The 23,934-nt window shown below is 68.0% G+C and carries 28 protein-coding genes, 1 other RNA gene and 1 riboswitch; of the genes, 18 read left to right on the top strand and 11 right to left on the bottom strand.

The genetic code is table 11. The features are described 5' to 3' along the window. Positions 1 to 37: 37 nt before the first annotated feature. Together speB and ACZ2IA_RS11845 are read left to right on the top strand one after the other, a co-directional pair. Positions 38 to 1,003 (top strand): agmatinase, encoded by a 966-nt coding sequence (gene speB, locus ACZ2IA_RS11850; RefSeq protein ID WP_470292785.1) that lies wholly within the window; start codon positions 38 to 40, stop codon positions 1,001 to 1,003. A 91-nt stretch (positions 1,004 to 1,094) separates the two neighbouring features. Further along, positions 1,095 to 2,243 (top strand): hypothetical protein, encoded by a 1,149-nt coding sequence (locus tag ACZ2IA_RS11845; RefSeq protein WP_470292784.1) that lies wholly within the window; start codon positions 1,095 to 1,097, stop codon positions 2,241 to 2,243. A 331-nt stretch (positions 2,244 to 2,574) separates the two neighbouring features. Here ACZ2IA_RS11845 and cobS read toward each other — a convergent pair whose 3' ends face one another. Genes cobS through cobT form a run of 3 tightly spaced genes read right to left on the bottom strand, consistent with a single transcriptional unit; the run spans position 2,575 to position 4,962 of the window. Continuing rightward, the gene (gene cobS / locus ACZ2IA_RS11840) at positions 2,575 to 3,339 is read right to left on the bottom strand and encodes an adenosylcobinamide-GDP ribazoletransferase (RefSeq protein ID WP_470292783.1); all 765 of its coding nucleotides are present in this window, start codon (positions 3,337 to 3,339) and stop codon (positions 2,575 to 2,577) included. Next, positions 3,332 to 3,928, bottom strand: a complete 597-nt coding sequence (locus ACZ2IA_RS11835; protein WP_470292782.1) for a histidine phosphatase family protein — start codon at positions 3,926 to 3,928, stop codon at positions 3,332 to 3,334. Before ACZ2IA_RS11835 ends, cobS begins: the two co-directional genes overlap by 8 nt. Beyond that, a complete protein-coding gene (gene cobT / locus ACZ2IA_RS11830; protein WP_470292781.1) occupies positions 3,925 to 4,962 on the bottom strand; it encodes a nicotinate-nucleotide--dimethylbenzimidazole phosphoribosyltransferase in 1,038 nt (345 codons plus the stop codon). Before cobT ends, ACZ2IA_RS11835 begins: the two co-directional genes overlap by 4 nt. Before the next feature lie 93 nt (positions 4,963 to 5,055). Then, positions 5,056 to 5,251: riboswitch (cobalamin riboswitch) on the top strand. A 152-nt stretch (positions 5,252 to 5,403) separates the two neighbouring features. On the opposite strand from cobT, the gene ACZ2IA_RS11825 reads away from it, so the two are divergent. The 11 genes from ACZ2IA_RS11825 (at position 5,404) to ACZ2IA_RS11775 (ending at position 12,551) form a co-directional block, all read left to right on the top strand. Further along, positions 5,404 to 7,287 carry a TonB-dependent receptor domain-containing protein gene (locus ACZ2IA_RS11825; RefSeq protein ID WP_470292780.1) on the top strand — a complete coding sequence of 628 codons (1,884 nt, stop codon included), beginning with the start codon at positions 5,404 to 5,406 and terminating at the stop codon, positions 7,285 to 7,287. A 63-nt stretch (positions 7,288 to 7,350) separates the two neighbouring features. Next, entirely contained in the window at positions 7,351 to 7,878 is a 528-nt protein-coding gene (gene cobU, locus ACZ2IA_RS11820) for a bifunctional adenosylcobinamide kinase/adenosylcobinamide-phosphate guanylyltransferase (RefSeq protein ID WP_470292779.1), read from the top strand. Beyond that, complete coding sequence (locus ACZ2IA_RS11815) at positions 7,875 to 8,756, top strand: cobalamin-binding protein (RefSeq protein ID WP_470292778.1); 882 nt, start codon at positions 7,875 to 7,877, stop codon at positions 8,754 to 8,756. The genes cobU and ACZ2IA_RS11815 overlap by 4 nt, the downstream gene beginning before the upstream one ends. 21 nt (positions 8,757 to 8,777) lie before the next feature. Then, entirely contained in the window at positions 8,778 to 8,984 is a 207-nt protein-coding gene (locus tag ACZ2IA_RS11810; RefSeq protein ID WP_470292777.1) for a hypothetical protein, read from the top strand. Continuing rightward, positions 8,981 to 9,292, top strand: a complete 312-nt coding sequence (locus ACZ2IA_RS11805) for a cell division protein ZapA (RefSeq protein WP_470292776.1) — start codon at positions 8,981 to 8,983, stop codon at positions 9,290 to 9,292. Before ACZ2IA_RS11810 ends, ACZ2IA_RS11805 begins: the two co-directional genes overlap by 4 nt. A 22-nt stretch (positions 9,293 to 9,314) precedes the next feature. Then, a non-coding RNA gene (gene ssrS / locus ACZ2IA_RS11800) (6S RNA) lies at positions 9,315 to 9,499 on the top strand. Between the two features lie 66 nt (positions 9,500 to 9,565). Beyond that, positions 9,566 to 10,174: a 5-formyltetrahydrofolate cyclo-ligase gene (locus ACZ2IA_RS11795; protein ID WP_470292775.1), complete on the top strand. Its 609-nt coding sequence runs from the start codon at positions 9,566 to 9,568 to the stop codon at positions 10,172 to 10,174. Continuing rightward, positions 10,171 to 10,629, top strand: a complete 459-nt coding sequence (locus ACZ2IA_RS11790) for an EVE domain-containing protein (RefSeq protein WP_470292774.1) — start codon at positions 10,171 to 10,173, stop codon at positions 10,627 to 10,629. Before ACZ2IA_RS11795 ends, ACZ2IA_RS11790 begins: the two co-directional genes overlap by 4 nt. Continuing rightward, entirely contained in the window at positions 10,629 to 11,435 is an 807-nt protein-coding gene (locus ACZ2IA_RS11785; protein WP_470292773.1) for a sulfite exporter TauE/SafE family protein, read from the top strand. Before ACZ2IA_RS11790 ends, ACZ2IA_RS11785 begins: the two co-directional genes overlap by 1 nt. A 119-nt stretch (positions 11,436 to 11,554) precedes the next feature. After that, on the top strand, positions 11,555 to 12,097 hold the full coding sequence (locus ACZ2IA_RS11780) for a cytochrome b (protein WP_470292772.1): 543 nt from the start codon (positions 11,555 to 11,557) through the stop codon (positions 12,095 to 12,097). Positions 12,098 to 12,155: 58 nt separating this feature from the next. Continuing rightward, positions 12,156 to 12,551, top strand: a complete 396-nt coding sequence (locus tag ACZ2IA_RS11775) for a hypothetical protein (RefSeq protein WP_470292771.1) — start codon at positions 12,156 to 12,158, stop codon at positions 12,549 to 12,551. A gap of 112 nt (positions 12,552 to 12,663) precedes the next feature. Here ACZ2IA_RS11775 and ACZ2IA_RS11770 read toward each other — a convergent pair whose 3' ends face one another. Beyond that, positions 12,664 to 13,866 carry a class I SAM-dependent methyltransferase gene (locus ACZ2IA_RS11770; RefSeq protein WP_470292770.1) on the bottom strand — a complete coding sequence of 401 codons (1,203 nt, stop codon included), beginning with the start codon at positions 13,864 to 13,866 and terminating at the stop codon, positions 12,664 to 12,666. A gap of 211 nt (positions 13,867 to 14,077) precedes the next feature. On the opposite strand from ACZ2IA_RS11770, the gene leuS reads away from it, so the two are divergent. The 4 genes from leuS (at position 14,078) to ACZ2IA_RS11750 (ending at position 18,708) form a co-directional block, all read left to right on the top strand. Further along, positions 14,078 to 16,696 (top strand): leucine--tRNA ligase, encoded by a 2,619-nt coding sequence (gene leuS, locus ACZ2IA_RS11765; protein ID WP_470292769.1) that lies wholly within the window; start codon positions 14,078 to 14,080, stop codon positions 16,694 to 16,696. A gap of 55 nt (positions 16,697 to 16,751) precedes the next feature. Then, positions 16,752 to 17,312, top strand: coding sequence for an LPS-assembly lipoprotein LptE (locus ACZ2IA_RS11760; protein ID WP_470292768.1), 561 nt, complete (start codon positions 16,752 to 16,754; stop codon positions 17,310 to 17,312). Beyond that, positions 17,293 to 18,297, top strand: a complete 1,005-nt coding sequence (holA, locus tag ACZ2IA_RS11755) for a DNA polymerase III subunit delta (RefSeq protein WP_470292767.1) — start codon at positions 17,293 to 17,295, stop codon at positions 18,295 to 18,297. Before ACZ2IA_RS11760 ends, holA begins: the two co-directional genes overlap by 20 nt. A gap of 141 nt (positions 18,298 to 18,438) precedes the next feature. After that, positions 18,439 to 18,708 (top strand): hypothetical protein, encoded by a 270-nt coding sequence (locus ACZ2IA_RS11750; protein WP_470292766.1) that lies wholly within the window; start codon positions 18,439 to 18,441, stop codon positions 18,706 to 18,708. Between the two features lie 81 nt (positions 18,709 to 18,789). Here the strand turns inward: ACZ2IA_RS11750 and ACZ2IA_RS11745 are convergent, their stop codons facing one another. Next, the gene (locus tag ACZ2IA_RS11745) at positions 18,790 to 19,473 is read right to left on the bottom strand and encodes a lytic transglycosylase domain-containing protein (protein ID WP_470292765.1); all 684 of its coding nucleotides are present in this window, start codon (positions 19,471 to 19,473) and stop codon (positions 18,790 to 18,792) included. Positions 19,474 to 19,587: 114 nt separating this feature from the next. Between ACZ2IA_RS11745 and ACZ2IA_RS11740 the strand changes: the two genes are divergently transcribed. Then, the gene (locus tag ACZ2IA_RS11740) at positions 19,588 to 19,995 is read left to right on the top strand and encodes a YidB family protein (RefSeq protein WP_470292764.1); all 408 of its coding nucleotides are present in this window, start codon (positions 19,588 to 19,590) and stop codon (positions 19,993 to 19,995) included. Positions 19,996 to 20,075: 80 nt separating this feature from the next. Here ACZ2IA_RS11740 and ACZ2IA_RS11735 read toward each other — a convergent pair whose 3' ends face one another. The 6 genes from ACZ2IA_RS11735 to ACZ2IA_RS11710 form a co-directional block, all read right to left on the bottom strand. Further along, positions 20,076 to 20,597, bottom strand: coding sequence for a YcnI family copper-binding membrane protein (locus ACZ2IA_RS11735; RefSeq protein WP_470292763.1), 522 nt, complete (start codon positions 20,595 to 20,597; stop codon positions 20,076 to 20,078). A gap of 97 nt (positions 20,598 to 20,694) precedes the next feature. Beyond that, complete coding sequence (rlmH, locus tag ACZ2IA_RS11730; protein ID WP_470292762.1) at positions 20,695 to 21,165, bottom strand: 23S rRNA (pseudouridine(1915)-N(3))-methyltransferase RlmH; 471 nt, start codon at positions 21,163 to 21,165, stop codon at positions 20,695 to 20,697. A gap of 60 nt (positions 21,166 to 21,225) precedes the next feature. Further along, positions 21,226 to 21,600, bottom strand: a complete 375-nt coding sequence (gene rsfS / locus ACZ2IA_RS11725; RefSeq protein WP_470292761.1) for a ribosome silencing factor — start codon at positions 21,598 to 21,600, stop codon at positions 21,226 to 21,228. Positions 21,601 to 21,651: 51 nt separating this feature from the next. Further along, a complete protein-coding gene (gene nadD, locus ACZ2IA_RS11720) occupies positions 21,652 to 22,290 on the bottom strand; it encodes a nicotinate-nucleotide adenylyltransferase (protein ID WP_470292760.1) in 639 nt (212 codons plus the stop codon). Positions 22,291 to 22,293: 3 nt separating this feature from the next. Next, the gene (locus tag ACZ2IA_RS11715) at positions 22,294 to 22,878 is read right to left on the bottom strand and encodes a beta-class carbonic anhydrase (RefSeq protein ID WP_470292759.1); all 585 of its coding nucleotides are present in this window, start codon (positions 22,876 to 22,878) and stop codon (positions 22,294 to 22,296) included. A 55-nt stretch (positions 22,879 to 22,933) separates the two neighbouring features. Next, entirely contained in the window at positions 22,934 to 23,926 is a 993-nt protein-coding gene (locus ACZ2IA_RS11710) for a DUF2804 domain-containing protein (RefSeq protein ID WP_470292758.1), read from the bottom strand. Positions 23,927 to 23,934 lie beyond the last annotated feature (8 nt).

The raw sequence follows: 23,934 nt of genomic DNA, 5'->3' as shown, positions 1-23,934 counted from the left end.
CCCGGCCCGGCGTGCTCTCTATCGGAGAGTTTCCACAATGTCGCAGACCATTCACGGTGACGGCGCGATTCGCCGCACCATCCACTACGGTTCCTCGATCGAGAACACTTACGCCGGCGTGCTGTCGTTCATGCGCCGCAACTACACCCGCGACCTGACCGGCGTCGACGTGGTGGTGTCGGGCATTCCGCTCGATCTCTCCACCACCTTCCGCTCCGGCGCGCGGCAGGGCCCGGCCGCGGTGCGCGCCGCCAGCGTGCAGTTGGCCGAACTGAAGCCGTTCCCGTGGGGCTTCGATCCGTTTGACGACCTGGCGGTGATCGATTACGGCGATTGCTGGTTCGATGCGCACAACCCGCTCACCATCAAGCCGGCGATCATCGAGCACGCCCGCACCATCCTCGCCTCCGGCGCCAAGATGCTGACCTTCGGCGGCGACCACTTCATCACCTACCCGCTGTTGATCGCGCACGCCGAGAAGTACGGCAAGCCGCTGGCGCTGCTGCACTTCGACGCGCACAGCGACACCTGGGTCGACGACGAGCCGGACTCGCTGAACCACGGCACGATGTTCTACAAGGCGGTGAAGGACGGCCTGGTCGACCCGGCGCGCTCGGCGCAGGTCGGCATCCGCACCTTCAACGACGACTTCATGGGCATCGACATCGTCGACGCGCCGTGGGTGCACAACAACGGCGTCGAGGCCACCATTTCGCGCATCAAGCAGCGCATCGGCGATGCGCCGGTCTACCTGACCTTCGACATCGACTGTCTGGACCCGGCGTTCGCGCCCGGCACCGGCACCCCGGTGCCGGGCGGCCTGACCACCGCGCAGGCGTTGCAGATCGTCCGCCAACTGGGCGACCTGAACATCGTCGGCATGGACGTGGTCGAAGTAGCGCCGAGCTACGACCAGAGCGAAATCACCGCGCTCGCCGCCGCGCACCTGGCCTGTGACATGCTGTGCCTGATGCGCAATCGTAAGCTGGCCGGCAAGCTGTAACGTTCGGCCAACCAGGCCCGCCGCCAACGCCACTGCATCGCAGTGGCGTTGTTTTTTGTACCATTCAGGCAGGACATTGCCGGTAATCGACATGAACAGACCGCATCGACTCGGGCTCGCGGCCGTGCTGCTCGTCGCGCTGGTGTTGCCGGCGCGCGCGGCGCCGCAGCTGTTGCAGGGCCAGATCGGCACGGCGGCGGTGGTGATGGAGCTCAACGTCGCCCGGGACGGCAAGGCCGACGGGCGCTACTTCTATCGCAAGGTCCACCGCGACATCGCGCTCGACGGCCAGCGCGGCACCGACGGCAGCGTCGCGCTCGGCGAGAACCTCGGCTACGACGAGGTGCGCACCGACCTGACCTTGCACCCGGACGGCAAGGGCGGCTGGCGCGGCCAGTGGCAGGGCAAGAAGGGCGCGGCGCAGCCGGTGACGCTCAGCCCCTTGCCGCCGGCGACGCTGCCGACCAGCGACATCGCCTCGTTGGCCCGCCTGCGTCAGCAGCATCCGTACGAGTTCGCCCGGCTCGCCGACCTGTCGCTGCGGCAGGGCAAGCTGCAGCGCTTCGGCAACTACACGCTGCGCTGGTGGCAGGAGCCGATCAGCAAGGTGAGCCTCTTCCGGCTGGTCGACGGCTACCCGGCGCCGGTGCAGGAGCGGGTCAACCGGGTGCTGGAGAGCCGGCAGTGGGAGGAGGTGAACGGCTACTTCGGCTGCGCGCTCGGCGGCGAGCGCCGCGGCGGCTTCGACTACGAGCAGACCGTCACGCCGCGCTTCTTCAACGACCGGGTGCTCAGCGCCAGCGTGTTCACCAGCTACGACTGCGGCGGCGCGCACCCGGACTTCGGCGACCAGCCGATCAATCTCGACGTGCAGAGCGGTCGCGAGCTGCAGCTCGAGGACGTGCTGTGGCTGGGGCAGGGCAAGCCAGCCATCCCGCGCGACGCCGACGGCTACCCGCAGAACTACGACTACCAGAACAAGGTGCTCGGCCCGTGGCTGGCGAAGACGCTGCGCCAGCTGTACCCGAAACAGGTGGTGCCGAAGGACAAGGACGACGCCTGCGACTACCGCGACGCCGGGCTGTGGGCGCTGCCGAGCTGGTATCTGCTGCCGCAGGGCCTGTACGTCGGGCCGTCGTTCCCGCGCGTGGCGCGCGCCTGCGAATATCCGGAATGGTCGGTGCTGCCGTGGAAGCTGGTCAAGCAGCATCGGGGTGATCCCAGCCTGTTGCTGCCCTGAGAACCCGCCCTCAACGCTACCGCGCGGGCGTGATCTCGGCTTGGGCGGCCGGGGTGCGACTCTATCGCTGGGCGTATCGCAGATACGCACTTCGCTCAGCGATCAGGAATCCGCGTGTACGCCAGTACCTTCCGCTCCTGTGCTCAGTCCGCCCCGAGCCGACGCCCGCTCGCTACGCTTTGCGGACTGGTTCTGGAAAGTGGGATAGCTGATACAAGCTTGGCCGAACCCGGTGGCAGGGTGGTTCGGCCAACTGCGGTAGGCGCCCGCGACGGGGGGGCAGCGAAACGCCCGGCGCAAGGCCGGGCGTGGGTGAGCGTGTCGGCGCTATTCAGGCGAGCAGCGGCGGCGCCACCACCAGCAGCATCAGCAGCAGGATTTCGCAGACCTCGATGCCGGCGCCGAGGCAGTCGCCGCTCATGCCGCCGAGCCGGCGACGCAAAAAACCCCACCAGACGAGCCCCGCGGCCGGGGCGACGAGCAGCGCCGGCACGAGCCAGGCCGACAGCGCGACGAGCAGCAGCAGGTTCGCGCCGAACGACGGCCAGTGCGGCTGCCAGCCGAAGCGCTCGCCGCTGCCGCCGGCCAAGGGCGGCAGCGTCGCCGACCAGGCCACCGCGAACAGCCGTGCCCACGCCGGCACCAACAGCAGGCCCACGAGGTGGGCCGAAGACTTGGCGACCAGCATCAGCAGCACCAGCTTGGCGAGCACCGCCAACAGCAGCGCCAGCGCGCCGAAGCTGCCCAGGTGCGGATCTTTCAGCACCGCGTGGAAGCGTTCCGGGCTGCGATGCGCGGCGCCGAGCGCGTCGGCGAGGTCGCCGAGGCCGTCCAGATGCAGCCCGCCGGTCACCCACACCCAGGTGAAGAGCGCCAGCAGTGCAGCGAGCCACGGGTCGACCCGGGCACCGGCCAGCGCGGCGAGCGTCAAGAGCGCGCCGACCAGTAGCCCGACCACGGCGAACCAGCGCGCGCTGCACGCCAGCCAGGTCGGGTGGAATTCCGCCAGCTGCGGCGTCGGCAGCCGGGTCAGGAACTGCAGCGCCAGGATCAGGCCGGCCAGGCGCGGGGGTGGGGCGGGGACCGGTTCAGGCATCCGGCAGCTCCAGCCGCACCAGGTAGGCCGGGTGGCCATCGAGCAGCGACAGCTGGGCGAAGCCGCCGCGCTGCACCGTCATCAGCCGCGCCACCGCGAAGCTGGTGTGCAGCAGCTCGGCGAGCAGCACGCTGATCACCCCGCCGTGCGTCACCAGCACGCGGTGGCTGCCGCGGCTCTCGGCGATCCAGTCGGCGAAGCCGGCCAGCACCCGCTCGCGGAACGCGGCGAAGCTCTCGCCGCCGGGCGGGGTGAGCCGGCCGGCGGCCATCTCGCTGTACCAGTCCGGATGGCGCGCCGACAGCTGATCGGTCGGCTCTCCCTCCCAGTCGCCGAAGTCGCACTCGGCGAAGCGCGGATCGACCTTTAGCGGCACGCCGCGTGCCAGCGACTGCTCGACTGCGAACGGCCGGCAGCGCAGCCGCGGCGAGCTGGCGATGCTCTGCACCGGGATCGCCGCGATGCGCTGCCAGCTGCTCGCCATCTGCCGCTCGCCCTGGCGGGTCAGCGGCAGCTCGGTGCGGCCGATCAGCCGGCCGCGTGCGGCGATGTCGCCGTGGCGCAGCAGGGTCAGGGTGAACGCCTTCATGCCGGCTTGTCGGACACGCCCGCTTCGGCGAAGGTCGCCATGCCGGCGTGCAATTCCAGCGCCAGCCGCAGCAGCGGCAGGCACAGCGCCGCGCCGGAGCCCTCGCCGAGGCGCAGCCCCAGGTCGAGCAACGGCTCGAGCTGCAGCGCGGTCAGCGCCAGGCCGTGGCCGTTTTCCTGCGAGCGGTGGCTGGCCAGCAGCCAGTCGCGCAGTCCCGGCTCGATCGCGACGCCGGCCAGCGCCGCGGCGCTGGCGATGAAGCCGTCGACCAGGCTCGGCACCCGTTGGCGCGCGCCTTCCAGGTAGAAACCGGCGATCGCGGCGATTTCCAGCCCGCCCAGTTCGGCCAAGGTGCCGACGCCGTCGAGTTCCAGCCCGGCCACCCGGTTCAGCGCCCGGCCGACCACCTGCTGCTTCAGCTGCAGCGTGGCATCGTCGATGCCGGTGCCGCGGCCGACGATCACGTCCGGCGCGATGCCGGTCAGCCGGCAGATCAGCGCCGCCGACGGGGTGGTGTTGCCGATGCCCATGTCGCCGGCGATCAGCAGGTTGGCGCCGGCCGCGATCGCGCGCCGCGCCGCGGCGGCGCCGGCTTCCAGCGCCGCCTCCACCTCGGCCCGGCTCAGCGCCGCCTCGCGCGCCAGGTTGCGGCTGCCCGCGCGCACCTTGGCGTGCACGATCGGCAACGCGGACAGGTCGACCGCCACGCCGACGTCGACCACCTCGAGCCGCGCGCCGGTGCCCTTCGCCAGCACATTGATCGCCGCACCGCCGGCGACGAAGTTCTTCACCATCTCGCCGGTGACCACCGACGGGTAGGCCGACACGCCCTCGGCGCAGACGCCGTGGTCGGCGGCGAACACCGCGATCGCCGGTGCGAGCGGCGCCGGCACCGCGCGGCCCTGCCAGGCGGCGAAGCGGCAGGCGATGTCCTCGAGGCGGCCGAGGCTGCCGGCGGGTTTGGTCAGGATGGCCTGGCGCGCCAGCGCGGCGTCCAGGGCGACGGAATCGGGGAGGGGAAGGGTCGTGTTCATGGCTGACGACCTTACCGTCCGCGCGTCGGGCCGGCAAGCGTGGCAAGCGGGGTTTTTCTTGCCGTCGAGCGATGGGCGGGTGGCGCACTGCGCTATAATCCGCGCCTCGCAGGTGCCCGGCATGACCGGGTGAAACGGGAAGCCGGTGCAAGACCGGCGCTGCCCCCGCAACGGTAAGGCCTGGCTCGTCACGAGCCGAAGCGACGCCGACGCCACTGTCCGCCACAGGACGGGAAGGCGCGTCGCCGACAGGCCAAGCCCGGAGACCGGCCTGCACCGGGCGCCCGATCAGGGAAGAGGCGTCCGTTTGCCTGGAGTATCGCGGGGAGCGATCGACCGATTTCGTTCAATGGGCGTCAGACCCAGTCGTAGCAACGCGCCTCGGCGCGCACCTCTCTCGCACTCCTTTTTCGTCCGCATCCAGAACGAAGGAGTGGTTTCTTGACTACTGCAACTCAACACCCGCTGGCGCTGGCTGTCGCGCTGGCGTTGTCCACCAGTTTGGCGCACGCCGCGGACCTGCCCGAATACCGTGGCGCCGACGTGGTCGTTACCGCCACCCGGCAGGCGCAGCCGCTCGCGAAGACACTGTCCGACGTGACGGTGATCGACCGCGATACGATCGAGCAGGCCGGCGCCGACTCGCTCGCCACCTTGCTGGCGCGCCAGCCGGGCGTACAGGTCAGCAACAACGGCGGCGCCGGCAAGACCACCGACGTGTTCCTCCGCGGCGCCAACAGCAAACAGACGCTGGTGTTGGTCGACGGCGTGCGCATCGTCTCGGCGACGGCGGGGACCACCTCGATCCAGAGCATCCCGCTCGAGCAGATCGACCATATCGAGATCGTGCGCGGCCCGGCGTCCAGCCTGTACGGTGCCGACGCGATCGGCGGCGTGATCCAGATCTTCACCAAGAAGGGCGAGGGCCCGGCGCGCTTCACCGCCAACCTCGGCGTCGGCGACCGCGGCACCCTGCAGGCCGGCGTCGGCGTGTCGGGCAAGACCGGCAACACCGCCTACGCGCTCAATATGTCGCAGGACCAGACCCGTGGCTTCTCAGCGACCAACGCCAACAATCCCAGCTTCAACCCGGACCGCGACGGCGATCAGAACACCGCCTATTCGGCCAACCTTACCCAGACCTGGGCGCCGGGCCAAGACCTGACGCTGAGGCTGTTTCAGAGCTTCGATCGCAGCGACTTCGACAACTTCGGCAACACCGACCCGAACCTGCAGGACGTCGTCAAGACGCGCCTGACCGGCCAGAGCGTCGAGTCGAAGAACGCGCTGACCGACGCCTGGACCAGCACGCTGCGCTACGCGCGCAGCCAGGACCGCTCGGAGACCTTCCTCGGCGGCAACTTCGCCCAGCACGACAGCCTGTTCACCACCACGCAGGACGACTGGCTGTGGCAGAACGACATCAAGATCGGTGTCGGCAGCTTCCTCGCCGGCGCGTCGTACACCCGGCAGAAGGTCGAGTCGAGCCAGCCACTCGACAGGACCTCGCGCGACGTGAGGGCGGCGTTCGCCGGCTACCAGGGCGAGTTCGGCCGCAATCTGCTGCAGGCGAGCGTGCGCCACGACGACGACTCGCAGTTCGGCGGCAAGACCACCGGCCAGGCCAGCTACGGCTTCCGCCTCGACGGCGGCTGGCTGCTGCGTGCCGGCTACGGCACCGGCTTCAAGGCGCCGACCTTCAACGACCTGTACTTCCCGTTCGTCAGCTTCGCGCCATTCCCCGGCTCGTACAGCGGCAACCCGAACCTGAGGCCGGAGACCTCGCACAACGGCGAGATCGAGGCGCGCTGGACCGGGCAAGGCAGCCATGCCTCGCTGGTGGCGTTCCGCAACCGCATCGACAACCTGATTGATCTTGTTAAGGACGGCGCGGGCAATATCACCAGTGTCAACGTCAACCGTGCCAATATCGACGGCGTGACGTTGACCGCCGGCACCTCGGCCTGGTTCGGCATCGACCTGAACGGCACCGCCACCTTCCAGAACCCGGAAAACCTCGAGACCGGCAAGTGGCTGGAGCGCCGCGCCCGCCAGACCGCGTCGATCAGCGCCAGCCATGCGTTCGGCCCGCTGACGCTCGGTGCCGAATGGCAGGCGGTCGGCCGCCGCTTCGACGATCCGAGCAACACCGTGCCGCTGCACGGCTACGCGGTGGCCAACCTGTTCGCCGACTACGAAGTGACGCGCGACTGGTCGCTGAACGCCCGGATCAACAATGTCGCCAATCGCGACTACGAGCTGGTGCGCGGCTATAACACCGGTGGCCTCGGCTGGTTCCTCGGCGTGCGCTACGCGCCGAAGTAAGCGTCGTTGTACTCGACAGCAGGGCCGCGTGGGAGGCCCTGTGCCAATCTGGAGACAAAGCACATGATCGAGCTGATCAGCGGCGGCGCCCGCTCGGGCAAGAGCCGTCACGCCGAGGAGAGGGCCTTGGCGCACGCCGGGCCGGTCGGCTACGTCGCCACCGCCGAAGTGCGTGACGACGCCGAGTTCGCCGCACGCATTGAACATCACCGCGCACGCCGTCCGGCGTCTTGGCCGCTGTACGAGGCGGGTCAAACCTTGGCTGAAACGCTGACCCGCGCGGCGCGACCGGATGGGCTGCTGCTGATCGACTGCCTGGGGATGTGGCTGATGCGCTTCTTCGGTGCAGCCGGCTTCGACGCGGCGGCATTTGCCGAACAGCGGGCCGCGCTGCTGGAGAGCCTGCCGACCTTGCCCGGTGACGTGGTGCTGGTCAGCAACGAGATCGGCTGGGGCGTGGTGGCGATCGACGCCGAGACGCGCCGCTTCGTCGACGAACTGGGCCGGCTCAACCAGGACGTGGCGGCGCTCGCCCGCCGCGTCACGCTGGTCGCCTGCGGCCTGCCGCTGCATTTGAAGGGGCAACGATGAGCGGGCTTCGGTGTTGGCTGACACTGACGCTGCTGTTGGCGCCGCTGGCGCAGGCGGCGGTCAGCGTGCGCGACGCGGTCGGCAGCACGCTGACGCTGGCCCGGCCGGCCGAGCGGGTGGTGGCGCTGGTGCCGCACGCGGTCGAGATGCTGTACGCCGCCGGCGCCGGCCCCCAGCTGGTCGCCACCGTCAACTACGCCGATTTCCCGCCCGAGGCGAAACGGCTGCCGCGCGTCGGCGGCTACACCGGGGTCAGCCTGGAGGCGGTGCTGCGCCAGAAGCCCGACCTGGTGATCGCGTGGGCCGATGGCACCGCGCCGCGCGACGTCGCCCGGCTACGTTCGCTGGGCATCCCGGTGTACGTGTCGCGGCCCTTGCAGCTCGACGACGTGGCGCGCGAGCTGACGGCGCTCGGCACGCTGACCGGCCACGCCGCGACCGCGGGCGAGGCGGCGACGCGCTACCGGGCGCAGCTCGCCGCGCTCAAGGCGCGCTACGCCGGCCGGCCGGCGCTGTCGGTGTTCCTGCAGGTGAGCGAGCAGCCGCTCTACACCGTCAGCGACAAGAGCTTCGTCGGCCAGCTGGTGCGCCTGTGCGGCGGGGTGAACGTGTTCGGCGCCGAGCCGCAGCCGGCACCGCAGGTCAGCGTGGAGGCGGTGATCAAGGCGCGGCCGCAGGTGCTGCTGTCCACCGGCGCGCTCGAAGCGCTCTCGCACTGGCGGCGCTGGGCGGCGATCCCGGCGGTGCAGCGCGATGCGCTCTATGCCTTGCCCGCCGATCTGGTCAGCCGCCCCGGGCCGCGGCTGGTCGACGGGGCTGAGGCGGTCTGCCGCACCCTCGACGGCGCGCGGGTGCGACTCGGTTTGACGCCCGGTTAAGGCTTGGCTATTCTCGCCGCCATGGAAACCGAACTTGAGTATCTGGAATCCCGCGTCGCCGCGCTGATCGATCGGCTGACCGAGGTCCACGACCAGAACACCCGGCTGGCCGAGGCGCTGGCGCAGGCGTTGAAGGAAAACGCCGAGCTGACGTTCCGGCTGGAAGACACCAAGTTCAAGGTGGCGGCGCTGATCGAGCGGCTGCCCAGACAGGAGGACGAGGCATGAGCAATCTGGTTCAGGTCGAAGTCTCGCTGATGGGCCGCACCTTCACCATCGCCACCCCGCCGGAAGAGCGCGATACGCTGCTCGAGGCGGTGCGGCTGCTCGGTGAAAAGGTCGAGGCGATCCAGGGTCAGGGCCGCATCGTCGACGCCGACAAGATCGCGATCATGGCGGCGCTGAACATCGCGCACGACCTGTTGAAAACAAAAGTCGGCGATGGCTTGGAGATGGCGGCGTTCCAGCGTAAAATACGTTCCATGGGCGAAGCGGCCGACGAGGCGCTTCGTTCGAGCCAGCAGGCCTTGTTTTAAGCTGGCCACCGACTAGGTTTAAATCTCCCTGCGGTGCACGTGAAGGCGCATAAATTCCTTTGAACCAATATGTTCGCTTTGGCACTAGCCTCTGAGGATGTGGGTGAGTCGCGTCCCTTGTGGGTGCGCCCGATACATCCGGCCGGTCGCCTCCCTGATGTCTAGGGTTCAAGCGAATTTTGCCCGAACGACACTCGCGGGGAGACCCCGCACCAAGCCACCGTGTAAACACGGTGGCTTTTTTACATGCCGCTTTCGCGCTATCGTCCGGTCATGACTACCGACAAGTTTGCCCTGCGCCGCGAGTTGCGGCGCGCCCGCGCCCGGCTCGCGCCGGGCTACCGCCACGCCGCCGCCCATGCGGTGGCGCGCCACGCCGCGCGGCTGACCGGCCGCGGCCGGCGCGTCGGCGCCTACCTCGCCGCCGGGACCGAGCTCGACCTGGAGCCGCTGATGAGCGCGGCGCTGTTTCGCGGCGCCGAGCTGTTCCTGCCGGTGATCCCGATCCGCGCGCGGCGGCTGTGGTTTTCCAAGCTCGGCCCGGATCCCGACGGCTGGTACGTCAATCCGCGCTACCGCATCACCGAGTACGAGGGCCCGATGCTGCGCGCCGAGAAGCTCGACGTGCTGCTGGTGCCGCTGGTCGGCGTCGACGCCGACGGCTACCGGCTCGGCCAGGGCGGAGGCTTCTACGACGCGACGCTGGCGTTCCGGCGCCGCCACCTGCTGGGTCCGCTGGTGGTCGGCGTGGCGTTCGAGTGCCAGCGGGTCGCGGCGGTGCCGCGCGAGCCGTGGGACATCCCGCTCGACGCGCTGGTGACCGAGCGTGGCTTGTTCCGCTTCGGCCGTACCTCTTCCCATTCCGAGCGATCCCGGCAATGAACTATTGGCTGATGAAGTCCGAACCGGACGACCTGTCGATCGACGACCTGGCCGCCGCGCCGGACAAGGCGTTCGAGTGGACCGGCGTGCGCAACTACCAGGCGCGCAACTATATGCGCGACGGCATGCGGGTCGGCGACCTGGCGCTGTTCTGGCATTCCAGTTGCCCGGAGCCGGGGGTGGCGGGGGTGGTGCGCATCGTCGCGGCGGCGCATCCGGACTCGACCCAGTTCGAGCCGGACAGCCCCTACTACGACCCGAAATCGAGCCGCGAGGCACCGCGCTGGCTCGGCGTCGACGTCGCGTACGAGCGCACGCTGCCGCTGATGCCGCCGGCGATGCTGCGCGCGATCCCGGGCCTCGAGGAAATGCAGGTGCTCAAGCGCGGCAACCGACTGTCTATCACCCCGGTGACGCCGGCCGAATGGGCGCTGATCGTCGGGGAGCCGGGCTGATGCTGTCGCTCGGTCTGTTCGGCGTCCTGCTCGGCTGCGGTGTGCTGGCCGGTTTTCTCGCCGGCCTGTTGGGCGTCGGCGGCGGTCTGGTGATCGTGCCGGTGGTGGTATGGGTGCTCGGCGCGGCGGAACTGGGCGGTAACCATGTCCAGCACCTGGCGGTCGGCACCTCGCTGGCGGTGATGGTGTTCACCAGCTTTTCCAGCGTGCGCGCCCACCACAAGAAGGGCGCGGTCGACTGGCGCATCGTGCGCGCGATGGCGCCGGCGATGGTGGTCGGCACCTTCCTCGGCAGCCAGATCGCCGGCTGGCTACCCAGCCACGGCTTGAAGTGGTTCTTCGTGGCGTATGCTTACCTGATCGGCCTACAGATGCTGTTCGACGTCAAGCCGCCGGCGGCACGCGACATGCCCGGCCACGCCGGCCAGTGGGGCGCCGGCACGCTAATCGGCATGGTGTCGAGCTGGGTCGGTATCGGTGGCGGCTCGATGAGCGTGCCGTACATGAGCTGGTGCAATGTGCCGGTGCGCAACGCGATCGCGACCAGCGCCGCGCTGGGCTGGCCGATCGCGGTGTCTGGCGCGCTCGGCTACCTGGTCAGCGGCTGGCAGGTGACGGGGCTGCCGTGGGGTTCGCTCGGTTTCGTCTACCTGCCGGCGACGCTGGCGCTGATGGTGATGACGGTGCTGTTCGCGCCGCTCGGCGCCAGGCTCGCGCACCGGCTGCCGGTGGCGAGGCTGAGGAAGCTGTTCGCGCTGCTGATGCTGGTGATGGCGAGCGAGATGCTCTGGTCCTTGCTGCGCTGAGCGGGAAATGCCCAGCTCCTGTTTAAGCTCAACATAAGTCGGGTCGGCTTAGGCTATGTATCGTGAACGCGCCCGGCCAACGGCCGCGTCCCCCGATTCGTTGCCCGAGGAGCCCCGCTATGAACCGAACCGTTTTCCCCGCTTCCGACCGGGCCCGTCCGGCGCTGCGCGTGCTGCACTGGCTGATGGCGCTGGCGATCGGCTGTGCCTGGACGTTCATCTATTCGAAGGGTTTCTTTGCCAAGGGCACGCCGGAGCGCGGTTTCCTGTCGGCCGCGCACATCTTTGTCGGCCTGTCGGTGCTGGCGCTGCTCCTGCCGCGGCTGCTGGTGCGGCTGGTGTCGCCGCTGCCGGCGATTCGGCCGATCCCGCCGCGCTGGCAGGAGCGCCTCACCAGCCTGATGCACCTGGCGCTCTACGCCGCGATGCTGGCGCTGCCGCTGCTCGGCATCCTGTTCATCCAGGCCGGCGGCAAGGCCGTGAGTTTTCTCGGCTGGACGCTGCCGACGCTGATCGGCACCGACAAGGCGCTGTCGGCCAGCATCAAGGACGTGCACGAGACGCTCGGCCTCGCGCTGTTGTATCTGGTGATCGCGCACGCCGGCGCCGCGCTGTGGCACCACCTGTTCCAGAGGGACAACACCTTGCGACGGATGCTGTAAAGCGAACCCTGGCGGCTATTTCCGGTCTGTCAGCGGGTCCTCACGCGAAAGGAAATCCATGGTCCGACTGCACCGAACCACCGCCGCAGTGATCCGCGCCACGCTGGCGCTGCCGGCGTGCGCCTACACCGACGAGGGCCGCCTTCCCTATGTCGGCCAGCCCGGCCAGCTGCCGGTCGAGGTGGTGACCGGTTTCGTGAGGAACCGGCTCGGCGAGGACGGCCGCTTCGAATACCGCACACTGACCATCGAGCAGCACAGCGCGCCGGAGGCGTTCGACCGCGCCGACGTCACGGTGATCCGCGAAGGCTTGATGGACGACAGCGTGAAGGGCGTGCGTCAGCGGCTGCAGTTGCACCGCAACGGGCAGGGGCTGTGGCAGATCGACACGGTCCGCGAGGACTTCTCCTGCTACCGCGGCCGCCAGGGCTGGGGGGTGAAGGTCTGCGCCTGAGCGGGATCCCGGCTTCCCGGTGCTGATTTTTCCCACAAGAGCTTGGCCGAACGGCGTTCGGCCAAGCTCTTGTGTTTGCAGCACCCAAGAACGGGCAGGGCGTGCTCCGGGTCTACCAGTGCGGCGCTGTCTCGCCGGGATGGTAGAGGTGGCCCCACTGCCGCGGCAGATGGTTGTTGAGCCCCTTGCTGAACAGGAACTGGTGGATGTCGAGGTCGGCCGAGCGGAAGCTGGCCGCCGAGCCCTTCAGGTACAGCGTCCACATCCGGATGAAGCGCTCGTCGAACAGCGCGCGGACCGCGTCGTGCTCGCCGTTGAAGCGCTCCAGCCAGTGTTCCAGCGTGCGCGCGTAGTGCAGGCGCAGGCTCTCGGCGTGCAACAGATGCAGGTCGTGGCCGGCCAGCTGATTGACGATATTTGCCAGCGACGGGATCTGGCCGCCCGGGAAGATGTACTTGTCGACCCAGGGATTGGTCGGCTCGTCGTGCAGCGCGGTGATCGAGTGCAACAGCATCAAACCGCCCGGCTCCAGGCTGTCGACCGCGCGGTCGAAGAAGTCGGTGTAGTGGGCGCGGCCGACGTGTTCGAACATGCCGACGCTGACGATGCGGTCGAAGCGCTCGACGTTGCCGTCGAGGTCGAGATAGTCCATCAGGCGGATTTCCACCTTGTCGGACAGGCCGCGCTCGGCGACGCGGATCCGTGCGCCGGCCGCCTGCTCCTCGGACAGCGTCAGGCCGACCACCCGTGCGCCGCGTTCGGCGGCGGCGATCGCCAGTTGGCCCCAGCCGCAGCCGATGTCCAAGAGCCGCATCCCCGCTGTGACGCCGAGCTTGTCGAGGCACAGCGCGACCTTGTTCAACTGTGCCTGTTCGAGCGAGTCGTCGGGGTGGCGGAAGAATGCGCACGAGTAACACATCGTGTCGTCGAGCCACAGCCGGTAGAAGGCGTTGCCGAGATCGTAATGGTGGGCGATGTTGTCCTTCTGGTGGCGCTTGAGGCGGCCGAGCGTGCCGCCGACACGCTGCAGGGTGCGGCCGACCGCGTCCGGAATCAGCCGCGTCTTGTTGGCTTCGATCAGCCTGAACAGCGCGTTCCAGTCGCCATCGATGTCGTAGACGCCGTCGCTATAACACTCGCCGAGATAGATCAGCGGGTTTTCCAAATGCAGCGGGGGTTCGCGGTGAAAGCGCAGCGTGAAGGCGGTTTCCGAACCGTCGCCGTAGCGGCGGTCTTCGCCGTCCCAGTAGTGGATCTGGAAGGTTTCCCCTTGTAACGAGCCAAACAGGGTATGCAATGCCGTTTTGAAGAGCATGGTGAACATCCTTTCTGACGTTACTAGTTGGTCGATTATGACGATAGCGGCATGGCGCCGTCAGCAATGCGGCTCCCGAAATTGTATTTAAGTCGCTTTTCACGCAGTTGACATGGCCGCTTGCAACACGGCCCGGCGTCCCGTCGGGCGCCGTTTGCCGATATAATCGCCCCAATGATTTGAATTTCCTGAATAACTGCCGGATTCGGACATGCACGAACACTACTCCCCGCGCGAGGTGGAAACCGCCGCGCAAGCGTACTGGACCAAGAACCAGGTCTTCAAAGCCGTCGAGGATGCCAGTCGGCCGAAGTACTACGCGCTGTCGATGTTCCCGTACCCGTCGGGCAAGCTGCACATGGGCCATGTGCGCAACTACACCATCACCGACGTGCTGGCGCGCTTCATGCGCTTCCAGGGCTACAACGTGCTGCAGCCGATGGGCTGGGACGCGTTCGGCCTGCCGGCCGAGAACGCCGCGATGAAGAGCGGCGGCGCGCCGGCGGCCTGGACGTACAACAACATCGACACCATGCGCTCGGTGCTGCAGAGCCTGGGCTTCGCGCTCGACTGGGACCGCGAGATCGCCACCTGCAAGCCCGATTACTACCGCTGGGAGCAGTGGCTGTTCACCCGCCTGTTCGAAAAGGGCGTGATCTACAAGAAGAACGGCGTCGTGAACTGGGACCCGGTCGATCAGACCGTGCTCGCCAACGAGCAGGTGATCGATGGCCGCGGCTGGCGCTCCGGCGCCCTGGTCGAGAAGCGCGAGATCCCGATGTACTACTTCGCGATCACCCAGTACGCCGACGAGCTGCTGGAAAGCCTCGACCAGCTTCCCGGCTGGCCGGAACAGGTCAAGACCATGCAGCGCAACTGGATCGGCAAGAGCTACGGCGCCGAGATCGTGTTCCCGTACGACGCGGCCAGCATCCATCACGGCGGTGAGCTGAAGGTCTACACGACCCGTCCGGACACGCTGATGGGAGCGACCTACGTCGCCATCGCCGCCGAGCACCCGCTCGCGACGCAAGCGGCCGAAGGCAACCCCGAGCTGCAGGCGTTCATCGCCGAATGCAAGGCCGGCTCGGTCGCCGAGGCCGACATGGCGACGATGGAGAAGAAGGGCCTGCCGACCGGGCTGTTCGTCACCCATCCGCTGAGCGGCGAACGCTTGCCGGTGTGGGTGGCCAACTACGTGCTGTGGGGCTACGGCGAAGGCGCGGTGATGGCGGTGCCGGGCCACGACGAGCGCGACTTCGCGTTCGCCAACAAGTACGCGCTGCCGATCAAGCAGGTGATCGGCAAGGCCGCCGACGACAACGACTTCGACACGAGCGAGTGGAAAGATTGGTACGCCGCCAAGGACGAGTCGGTCGTGACCGTCAACAGCGGCAAGTACGACGGCCTCGGCTACCAGGCGGCGTTCGACGCGATCGTGAGCGATCTCACCGCGCAGCAGCACGGCACCAAGCGCACCCAGTACCGGCTGCGCGACTGGGGCATCTCGCGCCAGCGCTACTGGGGCTGCCCGATCCCGATCATCCACTGCGCCACCTGCGGCGACGTGCCGGTGCCGGAAGACCAGCTGCCGGTGGTGCTGCCGGAAGACGTGGTGCCGGACGGCGCCGGCAGCCCGCTCGCCAGGATGCCGGAATTCTACGAGACCACGTGTCCGAAGTGCGGCGGCGCCGCGCGGCGCGAAACCGACACGATGGACACCTTCGTCGAGTCGTCCTGGTACTACGCCCGCTACGCCAGTCCGAACTGCGACACCGCGATGGTCGACAAGCACGCGGCCGACTACTGGCTGCAGGTCGACCAGTACGTCGGCGGCATCGAACACGCGATCCTGCACCTGCTGTACGCGCGCTTCTTCCACAAGCTGATGCGCGACGAGGGCCTGGTGTCGTCGGACGAGCCGTTCAAGAGCCTGCTGACGCAGGGCATGATCGTCTGCGAAACGTTCTACCGCGAGCTCGACAACGGTGCCAAGGACTGGATCGCCCCGCAGTGCGTGAACCTGGAGCGCGACGGCAAGGGCAAGATCATCGCCGCCCGTCACTGTGTCGATGGCGAGCCGGTGCTGATCGGCGGCGTCGAGAAGATGTCCAAGTCCAAGAACAACGGCGTCGACCCGACCGAGTTCATGGAAAAGTACGGTGCCGACACCGCGCGGCTGTTCGAGATGTTCGCGGCGCCGCCGGAGCAGAGCCTGGAGTGGTCGGACGCCGGTGTCGAGGGCGCGTTCCGCTTCCTCAAGCGGCTGTGGAAAGTGGTGTACGAGCATGTGTCAGCCGGCGTTGTCGACGCCTGGCAGGGCGGCGAGCTGTCGGCTGCGCTGAAGGAGCTGCGCTTCAAGCTGCACAGCACCATCCAGAAGGTGACCGACGATTACGGCCGTCGCCAGCAGTTCAACACCGCGATCGCCGCGGTGATGGAGCTGTTGAACGTCTACGACAAGGCCGACAAGAGCGACGCCACCGGCCGCGCCGTGGCGCAGGAAGTGCTGGAGGCGGTGGTGATCGTGCTCGCGCCTATCGTGCCGCATATCACCGAGGCGCTGTGGAGTGAATTGCGCCCGGGCAGCCTGTTACTCGAGCAAGCCTGGCCGAAGGTCGATGAGAGTGCGCTGGTGAAGAGCGAACTCGAGCTGGTGATCCAGGTCAACGGCAAGCTGCGCGGCAGCATCACCGTGCCGGCCGACGCCGGCAAGGAGGCGATCGAAGCGGCCGCGATGGCCAACGACAATGTGCAGAAGTTCATGGAAGGCAAGCCGGCGAAGAAGGTGATCGTGGTGCCGGGGCGCCTGATCAACATCGTCGTCTGATTGTTCTGATGACTACGGGCCGGGGCTTCCCGGCCTTTTGTTTCTTGGGGAATGCATGAGTATTACATCTCTGCGCCTGATCGGCGTGCTGCTGCTGTCGCTGGTCCTGAGTGCCTGCGGCTTCCACCTGAAGGGCCTGGGCGGGCAGCTCCGGCCGCTGCCGTTCGCGAGCCTGTTCCTCGACGGCAAGGGCAATATCGAAGGGCCGCTGCGCACCGCGCTGGTTCGCACGCCGAACCTGGCGCTGACGAAGGACGCCAAGTCGGCCGAAGCGGTGATGACGATCGTCGGCGAGCATTCCAGCAAGGATATTCAGACCATCAATAGCGGCGGCAAGATCAACGAATACCTGTTGATCTATCGGGTGACCGCCCGGGTGACGCTGAGGGGGGAACAGCTCGGACCGGACTTGACCACCACGGTACGGCGCAGCCTGACTTACTCGGACAACGCGGTGCTCGGCAAGGACCAGGAAGAGGCGCTGCTGTGGACCGATATGTATAACGACGCGGCCGATCAGCTGGTGCGGCGCCTGTCCTACCTGAAGCGGCCGGAGAACCTGCCGCCGTTCGGCCCGCAGAGCATCGCGCCCGCCAATGCCGTCTCTCAGCCCTGAGGCGCTGTCCGGCGCGCTCGCCCGCGAGCTCGCGCCGCTCTATCTGATCCACGGCGACGAGGCGCTGCTGGCGCTCGAGGCGGCCGACGCGATCCGCGCCGCCGCGCGCGGCGCCGGCTACCTGGAGCGCGAGGTGCTGACCGTCGAGGGCAGCTTCGACTGGTCGCGCCTGCGCGACGCGATGAGCAGCGTGTCGCTGTTCGCCAGCCTGAAGCTCTTGGAGATCCGCATCCCGAACGGCAAACCGGGCACCGAGGGCGGCGAGGCGCTGGCTCGGCTGGCCGAGGCGCCGCCGGCCGACACGGTGACGCTGATCGTGCTGCCCAAGCTCGAGCGTGCCCAGCTGTCCGGCAAGTGGTTTACCGCGCTGGCGGCCAGGGCGCAGGTGATCGAGGCCAAGCCGGTGGGCCGCCAGGCGCTGCCCGGTTGGATCGCCGGGCGGCTGAAGCGACAGCGCCAGAGCCTGTCGAACGAGGCCTTGACCTTCTTCGCCGACCGGGTCGAGGGCAATCTGCTCGCCGCCCGTCAGGAGGTCGACAAGCTCGCCTTGCTCTACCCGGCGGGCGAGCTGTCGCTCGACCAGGTACGCGCCGCGGTCGCCAATGTGGCGCGCTTCGACGTGTTCGGCCTGTCCGAGGCGTGGCTGGCCGGCGACGCGCCACGCCTCGCGCGGATGCTCGACGGCCTGGAGGCGGAAGGCGAAGCGCCGGTGCTGGTGCTGTGGGCGCTGGCCGAAGACGTGCGCGCCCTGCTGAAACTGCGCCAGGGCCTGAAGGACGGCCGCCAGCTGCGCGATCTGGCGCGCGAGTTTCGGCTGTGGGGCGCGCGGCAGAATCTGGCCGAACCGGCGTTGCGCCGGGTCGGGCCGCGCCGCTTGATGCAGGCGCTGGCCGATTGTGCGTTGGTCGACCGGCAGATCAAGGGGGTCGATGCCGGAGAGGCGTGGGTGACGCTGCGACGGCTGGCGCTGGACTTGGCCCGCTAGGCAGGGTTGGGCAGGAAAATGGGAACGGCTCGCATGGCGAGCCGTTTTTTCATGGGAAACAACGGCTTGTCAGCCTGGCGGGGCTGGGCTAGAAACAAAGAACGCAACAGCTGCCCCTTTCCAGCTGAAAGAGCCTTCACGATGCCGCCGACTCCTGAGCCACCAGCCGGCACGGCCGCGCTGGAGCAGTCCATCTACCGTGCCATCGACGCGCTGCAACGCACGCCGGAGGCCGGCATTGTGCGCTGGGACGGGCAGGAATTGCACGTCTATACCATCATTAGCCGCAAGGCCAATCAGATGCTGCAGCAGCCGGATGCCTACCCGGGTGTACTCGGGGTGTTCGACGAGCGCTGTAGTTACCAGGAGCTGGCCGAGGCGCTGGGCAGACTGTTGCGTCAGCAGCGGTGACGGCCCCAGATTTTCGGCGGCTTGCGGCGGTCAAATCAAGCTTTTGTAACGTGAAATCGTCGGTGTCGCGGGAGCCCGGCGTCAGAGCGGCTGGTCTGGCGCGATGGTGGCGCTGACCCGGCCGCCACGGTGGCCCGGGCGGGTGGTCAGTGTGCCGGTGCGGGTCTGGTACACCGCCAGCACCTTGGCGACGTAGTCGCGGGTTTCCGGAAACGGCGGTATGCTGTTTTGATATTGTTGTACCGCGCCTTCGCCGGCGTTGTAGGCGGCCAGTACCAGCGGCAGGTCCTGGTTGAACTGTGCCAAGAGAAATTTCAGGTAGCGGCTGCCGGCGCGCAGATTGGCCTTGGGGTTGTCGAGCGCGGTGATGCCGAAGCGCTCGCCGGTGGCCGGCATCACCTGCATCAGCCCGACCGCGCCCTTGGGCGACACCGCGCCGGGGGCGTAGCCGGATTCGACGGTGATGATCGCGTGCAGCAGTTCCGGGTCGAGGCTGTATTCGCGGGCGGTCTGTTCGACCAGCCGGCGGTACGGTGCGGCGCGCGCCGCCGAGACGGCCGGTGTGGTGACCGGCGGCAGTCCCTTCGCCGAGGGCGCGGCGGCGCCGAGTGCGCCGGAGCGGGTGAACAGCTGGTAGTGTTTGTCGAGCTGGCGGTCGGCCAGATGCACTTCGCCGTGCCCGTCGACGTAGCCCCACACCTCGGCGTGAACGGCGGCCGACAGCAGCGTGAGGACGGTGAACAGGGTGGCGAATAGCAGGCGCATCGGCGGGATCCGGTAAGCGGGAAATTCGCTATCATATTGATTTTTATGGTGATGTGCCAGTTTTTGCTGGTGCGTCGTCGATCTGGTGCAGTGCTAACTTAAACGGGTGACACTATGGGACTTCTGGATCAACTGACCGGGATGCTGTCCGGTAGCAGCGGTGAAGGGCAGGGCGGAATGGCCGGTGCGGTCGGCAGTCTGCTGGAAAGCCACGGCGGCGTGTCCGGCCTGGTCGAGAAATTTCAGCAGGGTGGCCTCGGTGACGTGGTCGGCTCCTGGGTCGGCACCGGCGAGAACCAGCCGGTGTCGGCCGAGCAGATCCAGCAGGTGCTCGGCAACGAGCAGATCAACACGCTGGCTGGCAAGCTCGGCCTCGACCCGCAGCAGCTGTCGCAAGGGCTGTCCGAGTATCTGCCGCAGGTGGTCGACAAGTTGACGCCGAACGGCCAAGTGCCGGAGGGCGGCGGCGACTTGCTGTCACACGGCTGGGATCTGATCAAAGGCTTGTTCCACAAGGGCTGACGCTCGTTGCTTGATGAACTGACAAAGGCTGCCGGGAGGCAGCCTTTGTCATTTCCACGCACTTGGGATGCAGGCTCCGCTCAGTGCGGGTGCGTCGCGGCCGGGGCGGTCAGCTTCAGCGCGGCGGCCGGCGTCTTCAGCGCGTGCGGGTCCTGGCCGGCGGCCGGGATGTCGACCCAACGGGTCTCGCCCTTGGCGCAGTGCTGCTCGACCTTGAAGTACAGCGTCTCACCCGGCGTGGCCGGCAGCCGGGCGCGGAAGGCGAACTCATCGTAGAACGCGTCCGGCAGCTTGCCGCCGCTCCAGCTCACTACGCTGACGTCGTCGCGAACGGTTTCGCCGTAGTAGTCGTACGGTGTGGCGAGTTTGTCCTTCTGCACCGCCAGCGTCCAGCCGGGCTTGGGCATCGGTTTCAGTTGCTGCACCCCGGCCGGTACGATCAGCCGGATGCCGGTGGTGGCCGAGCCGTCGCAGCCGTGGCCGACCCGCAGCACGCCCTTGTAGAAGCTGCCGGCTTCGGCCTGAGGGGTTTCCAGCGTGATGTGGGCGTGGGCGGTGCCGCCGGCGGTGAGGGCCAGCGCGAACAGGGCGGTGTGGCGCATCGAATGTCTCCTGTGCAAGATAAGAATAGTTCTTGAATGTAGGAGGGCTATTCTAGCGAGCCGCCATGGCGTGGGGCTGCGACCGATTGTCGCAGCCTTACTCGCGGTGGTAGGGGTGGTTGTTCAGGATCGACACCGCCCGGTACAGCTGTTCGGCCAACATCACCCGCACCATGCCGTGCGGCAGCGTCATCGCCGACAGCTGCAACAGCAGGTCGGCGCGCTGTTTCAGCTCGTCGGACAGGCCGTCGGCGCCGCCGATCACCAGCGCGATGTCCTGGCCGTCGGCGAGCCAGTCTTTCAGCTCGGCCGCCAGCTTCATCGAGGTCAGCGCCTTACCGCGTTCGTCGAGCACGATCAGCCGGGCGCGCGGCGGTAGCGCCGCGACCAGCCGGGCGTGTTCGGCCGCGATGCCCTTCTCGGCGGTGACGCCGCCGCCGCGCTTCTCGGGCTTGATTTCCTTCAGTTCCAGCGTGATGTCGCGGCCGAAGCGCTTGGCGTAGTCGGCGAACGCTTCGTCGACCCAGCGTGGCATCTTGGTACCGACCGCCAGAATGGTGATTCTCATCGCTTGTCCCAATGCAAACAGGCCGGCATGGCCGGCCTGTCGAGTGGCTATGAGCCGTGCTTACTGCTGCGCGGCGTTCCACGGCTTAGCGTTGGTGTGGAACGACGGCTTCTCGCCGCCCCACAGCGCCTCGATGTCGTAGTAGTCGCGTACGGCCGGCAGCATCACGTGCACCACCACGTCGCCGGCGTCGACCAGCACCCATTCGCCGAATTCGAAGCCTTCGGCGCCGACGATGTCGGCACCGGCTTCCTTCAGCTTGGCTTCGACGCTGCGGCCGAGCGCCTTCACCTGGCGGTTGGAGTCGCCGGTGGCGATGATCATGCGCTGGAACAGCGAGGTCAGGTTGGCGGTGGACAGCTCGACGATGTCCTTGCCCTTCACGTCTTCGAGGGCTTCGATGGCCAGTTTGGCGATTGCGTTTACGTCTTCCATAGGTCTTCCAGAGTCGGTGGTTGCCGCCGCGATGCGCCTTTGCTCAAGGCTTCAGCGGTACAGCCCGTGGCGGGCGATGTAGGCGAGCACGGCGTCGGGCACCAGCCCGTCGGCCGGGCCGCCGGCCTGCAGTCGGGCGCGGATCGCGGTGGCGGAAACGTCCACCGGCGGCAAAGTCAAGGCGCGGATTGTACCCGAGGCGGCTTGATTTGGAAAATCAGGCACTTGCCGCGTCCGCCATTGCTGCGCCACCGCCGTCGGCAGCGCGTCGGCCGAAAAGCCCGGCCGCAGCGCCACCGCCAGATTGGCGAGCCGAAAAATGTCCTGCCAGCGCTGCCAGCTGTCGAGGCCGGCGAGCGAGTCGCCGCCGATCAACAGCCACAACGGCACGCTGTCGCCGAGCTCGGCGCGCAGCTCCTCGAGCGTCTCGACCGTGTACGCCGGCCGGCGGCGGCGCACCTCGCGGTCGTCGGCGACGAGGCCCGGCTCGTCGGCGATCGCCGCCTCGACCATCGCCAGCCGGTGCCGTGCGTCGGCGCCCGGTTGCTGGGCGCGGTGGTAGGGGTTGCCGGCCGGGATCAGCCGCACTTCGGTCAGATGCAGCTCGTCGCGCAAGGCACGCGCCAAGCGCAGATGGGCCGAGTGGATCGGATCGAAGGTGCCGCCGAACAGGCCGATGCCGGACGCCATGCCTCAGGCGGCGGCCTTCTGCGGCAGCGCGGCGCGGCCGTCGACGATCAGCTCGAGCTGGCCGGTCACCGGGTGGATCACCAGGCCGTGCACCGGCACGTCCTTCGGGATCAGCGGGTGCGAACGGATCACGCTGACGGTGTGGCGCACGCTGTCCTCGACCTTGTCGAAGCCCTTCAGCCAGCCTTCCAGGTCGATGCCGGCATCACGCAGCGTGCCGATGGTGTCGTGGCTGACGCCGCGCGCCTCGGCCGCCGCCAGGATGCGCGCCGAGTCGATCGCGTTCATGCCGCAGTCGCGGTGCGCGACCACGCAGATTTCCTGCGCGCCCAGCTCGTAGACCGCCACCACCAGGCTGCGCATCACCGAGCCCCACTGGTGGGTGACCAAGGCGCCGGCGTTCTTGATCAGCTTGGCGTCGCCGTTCTTCAGGCCCATCGCCTTCGGCAACAGTTCGACCAGGCGGGCGTCCATGCAGGCGACCACCGCCAGGTTCTTGTCCGGGTATTTATCAGTCTCGAATTGCTCGTACTCGCGGTTTTCCACGAAGGTACGGTTGTGTTCGAGCATTTCGGTCAATACGCCCATTAAACTTCTCCTTTAGATGCAAAACTCTAGTCGGCGCGCATCGTATCACAGCCGCTTACCAGCGCGAGCGGTGATCCTCGGTGACGCCGAGCAGGCGGTCGATCGGGTAGACGGTGCCGCTGGTCGGGTCGGTCAGCCGGCCGGCAAAGGTGCCGATCGGCTGGACGTAACGGCTGGCGGCGATCAGCAGCTGCTTGTCCTCGCGTCGCGCGCCTTCCGGGGTGAAGGTCAGCTCGACCAGGCCGTCGCCGGTGGCGATCCGCCACGGCGCCAGCGGGTTGGCCGTCTCGTAGTCGAAGCTCGCCTCGCCGACCCGGATCACCCGGCCGGCCAGCCAAATCGCGTTCTCCGCATTTCCCATATAGCCCGACTGCAGGTTGAAGCCCAGCTCGCGATTATGCGCGCTGGCCCAGCGCCAGCGGGTGTCGCGGGCGAGCAGGCCGTTGCTGGCGTCGAGGCTCGCCACCGCGCCGTCCAGCGAGTAGCGGCGGCCGGCCGCGTCGATGAAACCGGATACCGCCAGGCCGCCGCTCTTGTGGGTGGAATGCGCCAGCCAGTTGGCCGGGGCAATCGCCGCCATCACCGGCGGGGTGCCGGACAGGTCGATATGCGCGGCGAGCTTCAGCTCGCGGCAGTTGACCGTCAGCTCCAGCCGGTCGCCGGCGCGGCGGAACGCCAGCCGCTCGCGGCCGGTGCGGAAGGTGGCATCGCCGAACGCCCTGTCCTCGAGATGCGCCGACACACCGGGCAGGCCGTTGGCCGAGAAGCTCGCCACCACCCGCCCTTGCTCGCGGTCGAACAGGTAGGCGAAGGCGGTGCCGGTCCAGCCGACGTCGACGATCGCGATACCGATGAAGTAGGCCTCGTGCGCCAGCGCGGCGTACTGCCAGCGCTTGTGGTGCAGCTTGCGCGTCAGCCGCTGCAGCGGCGGGATTTTCAGGGAGGACCAGGACAGCGTTTCGACCACGCCCTGGTACATGCCGAAGGCCGGCACGCCGCGCTCGTGGACGAGTTGGCGGGGCGCCGGCGGCAGCGGTGAAGGATCCATTCGCGTCA

It is taken from the genome of Crenobacter sp. CS_VA4 (assembly GCF_055597485.1).
This window is presented reverse-complemented; position numbering and strand designations above follow the sequence as displayed.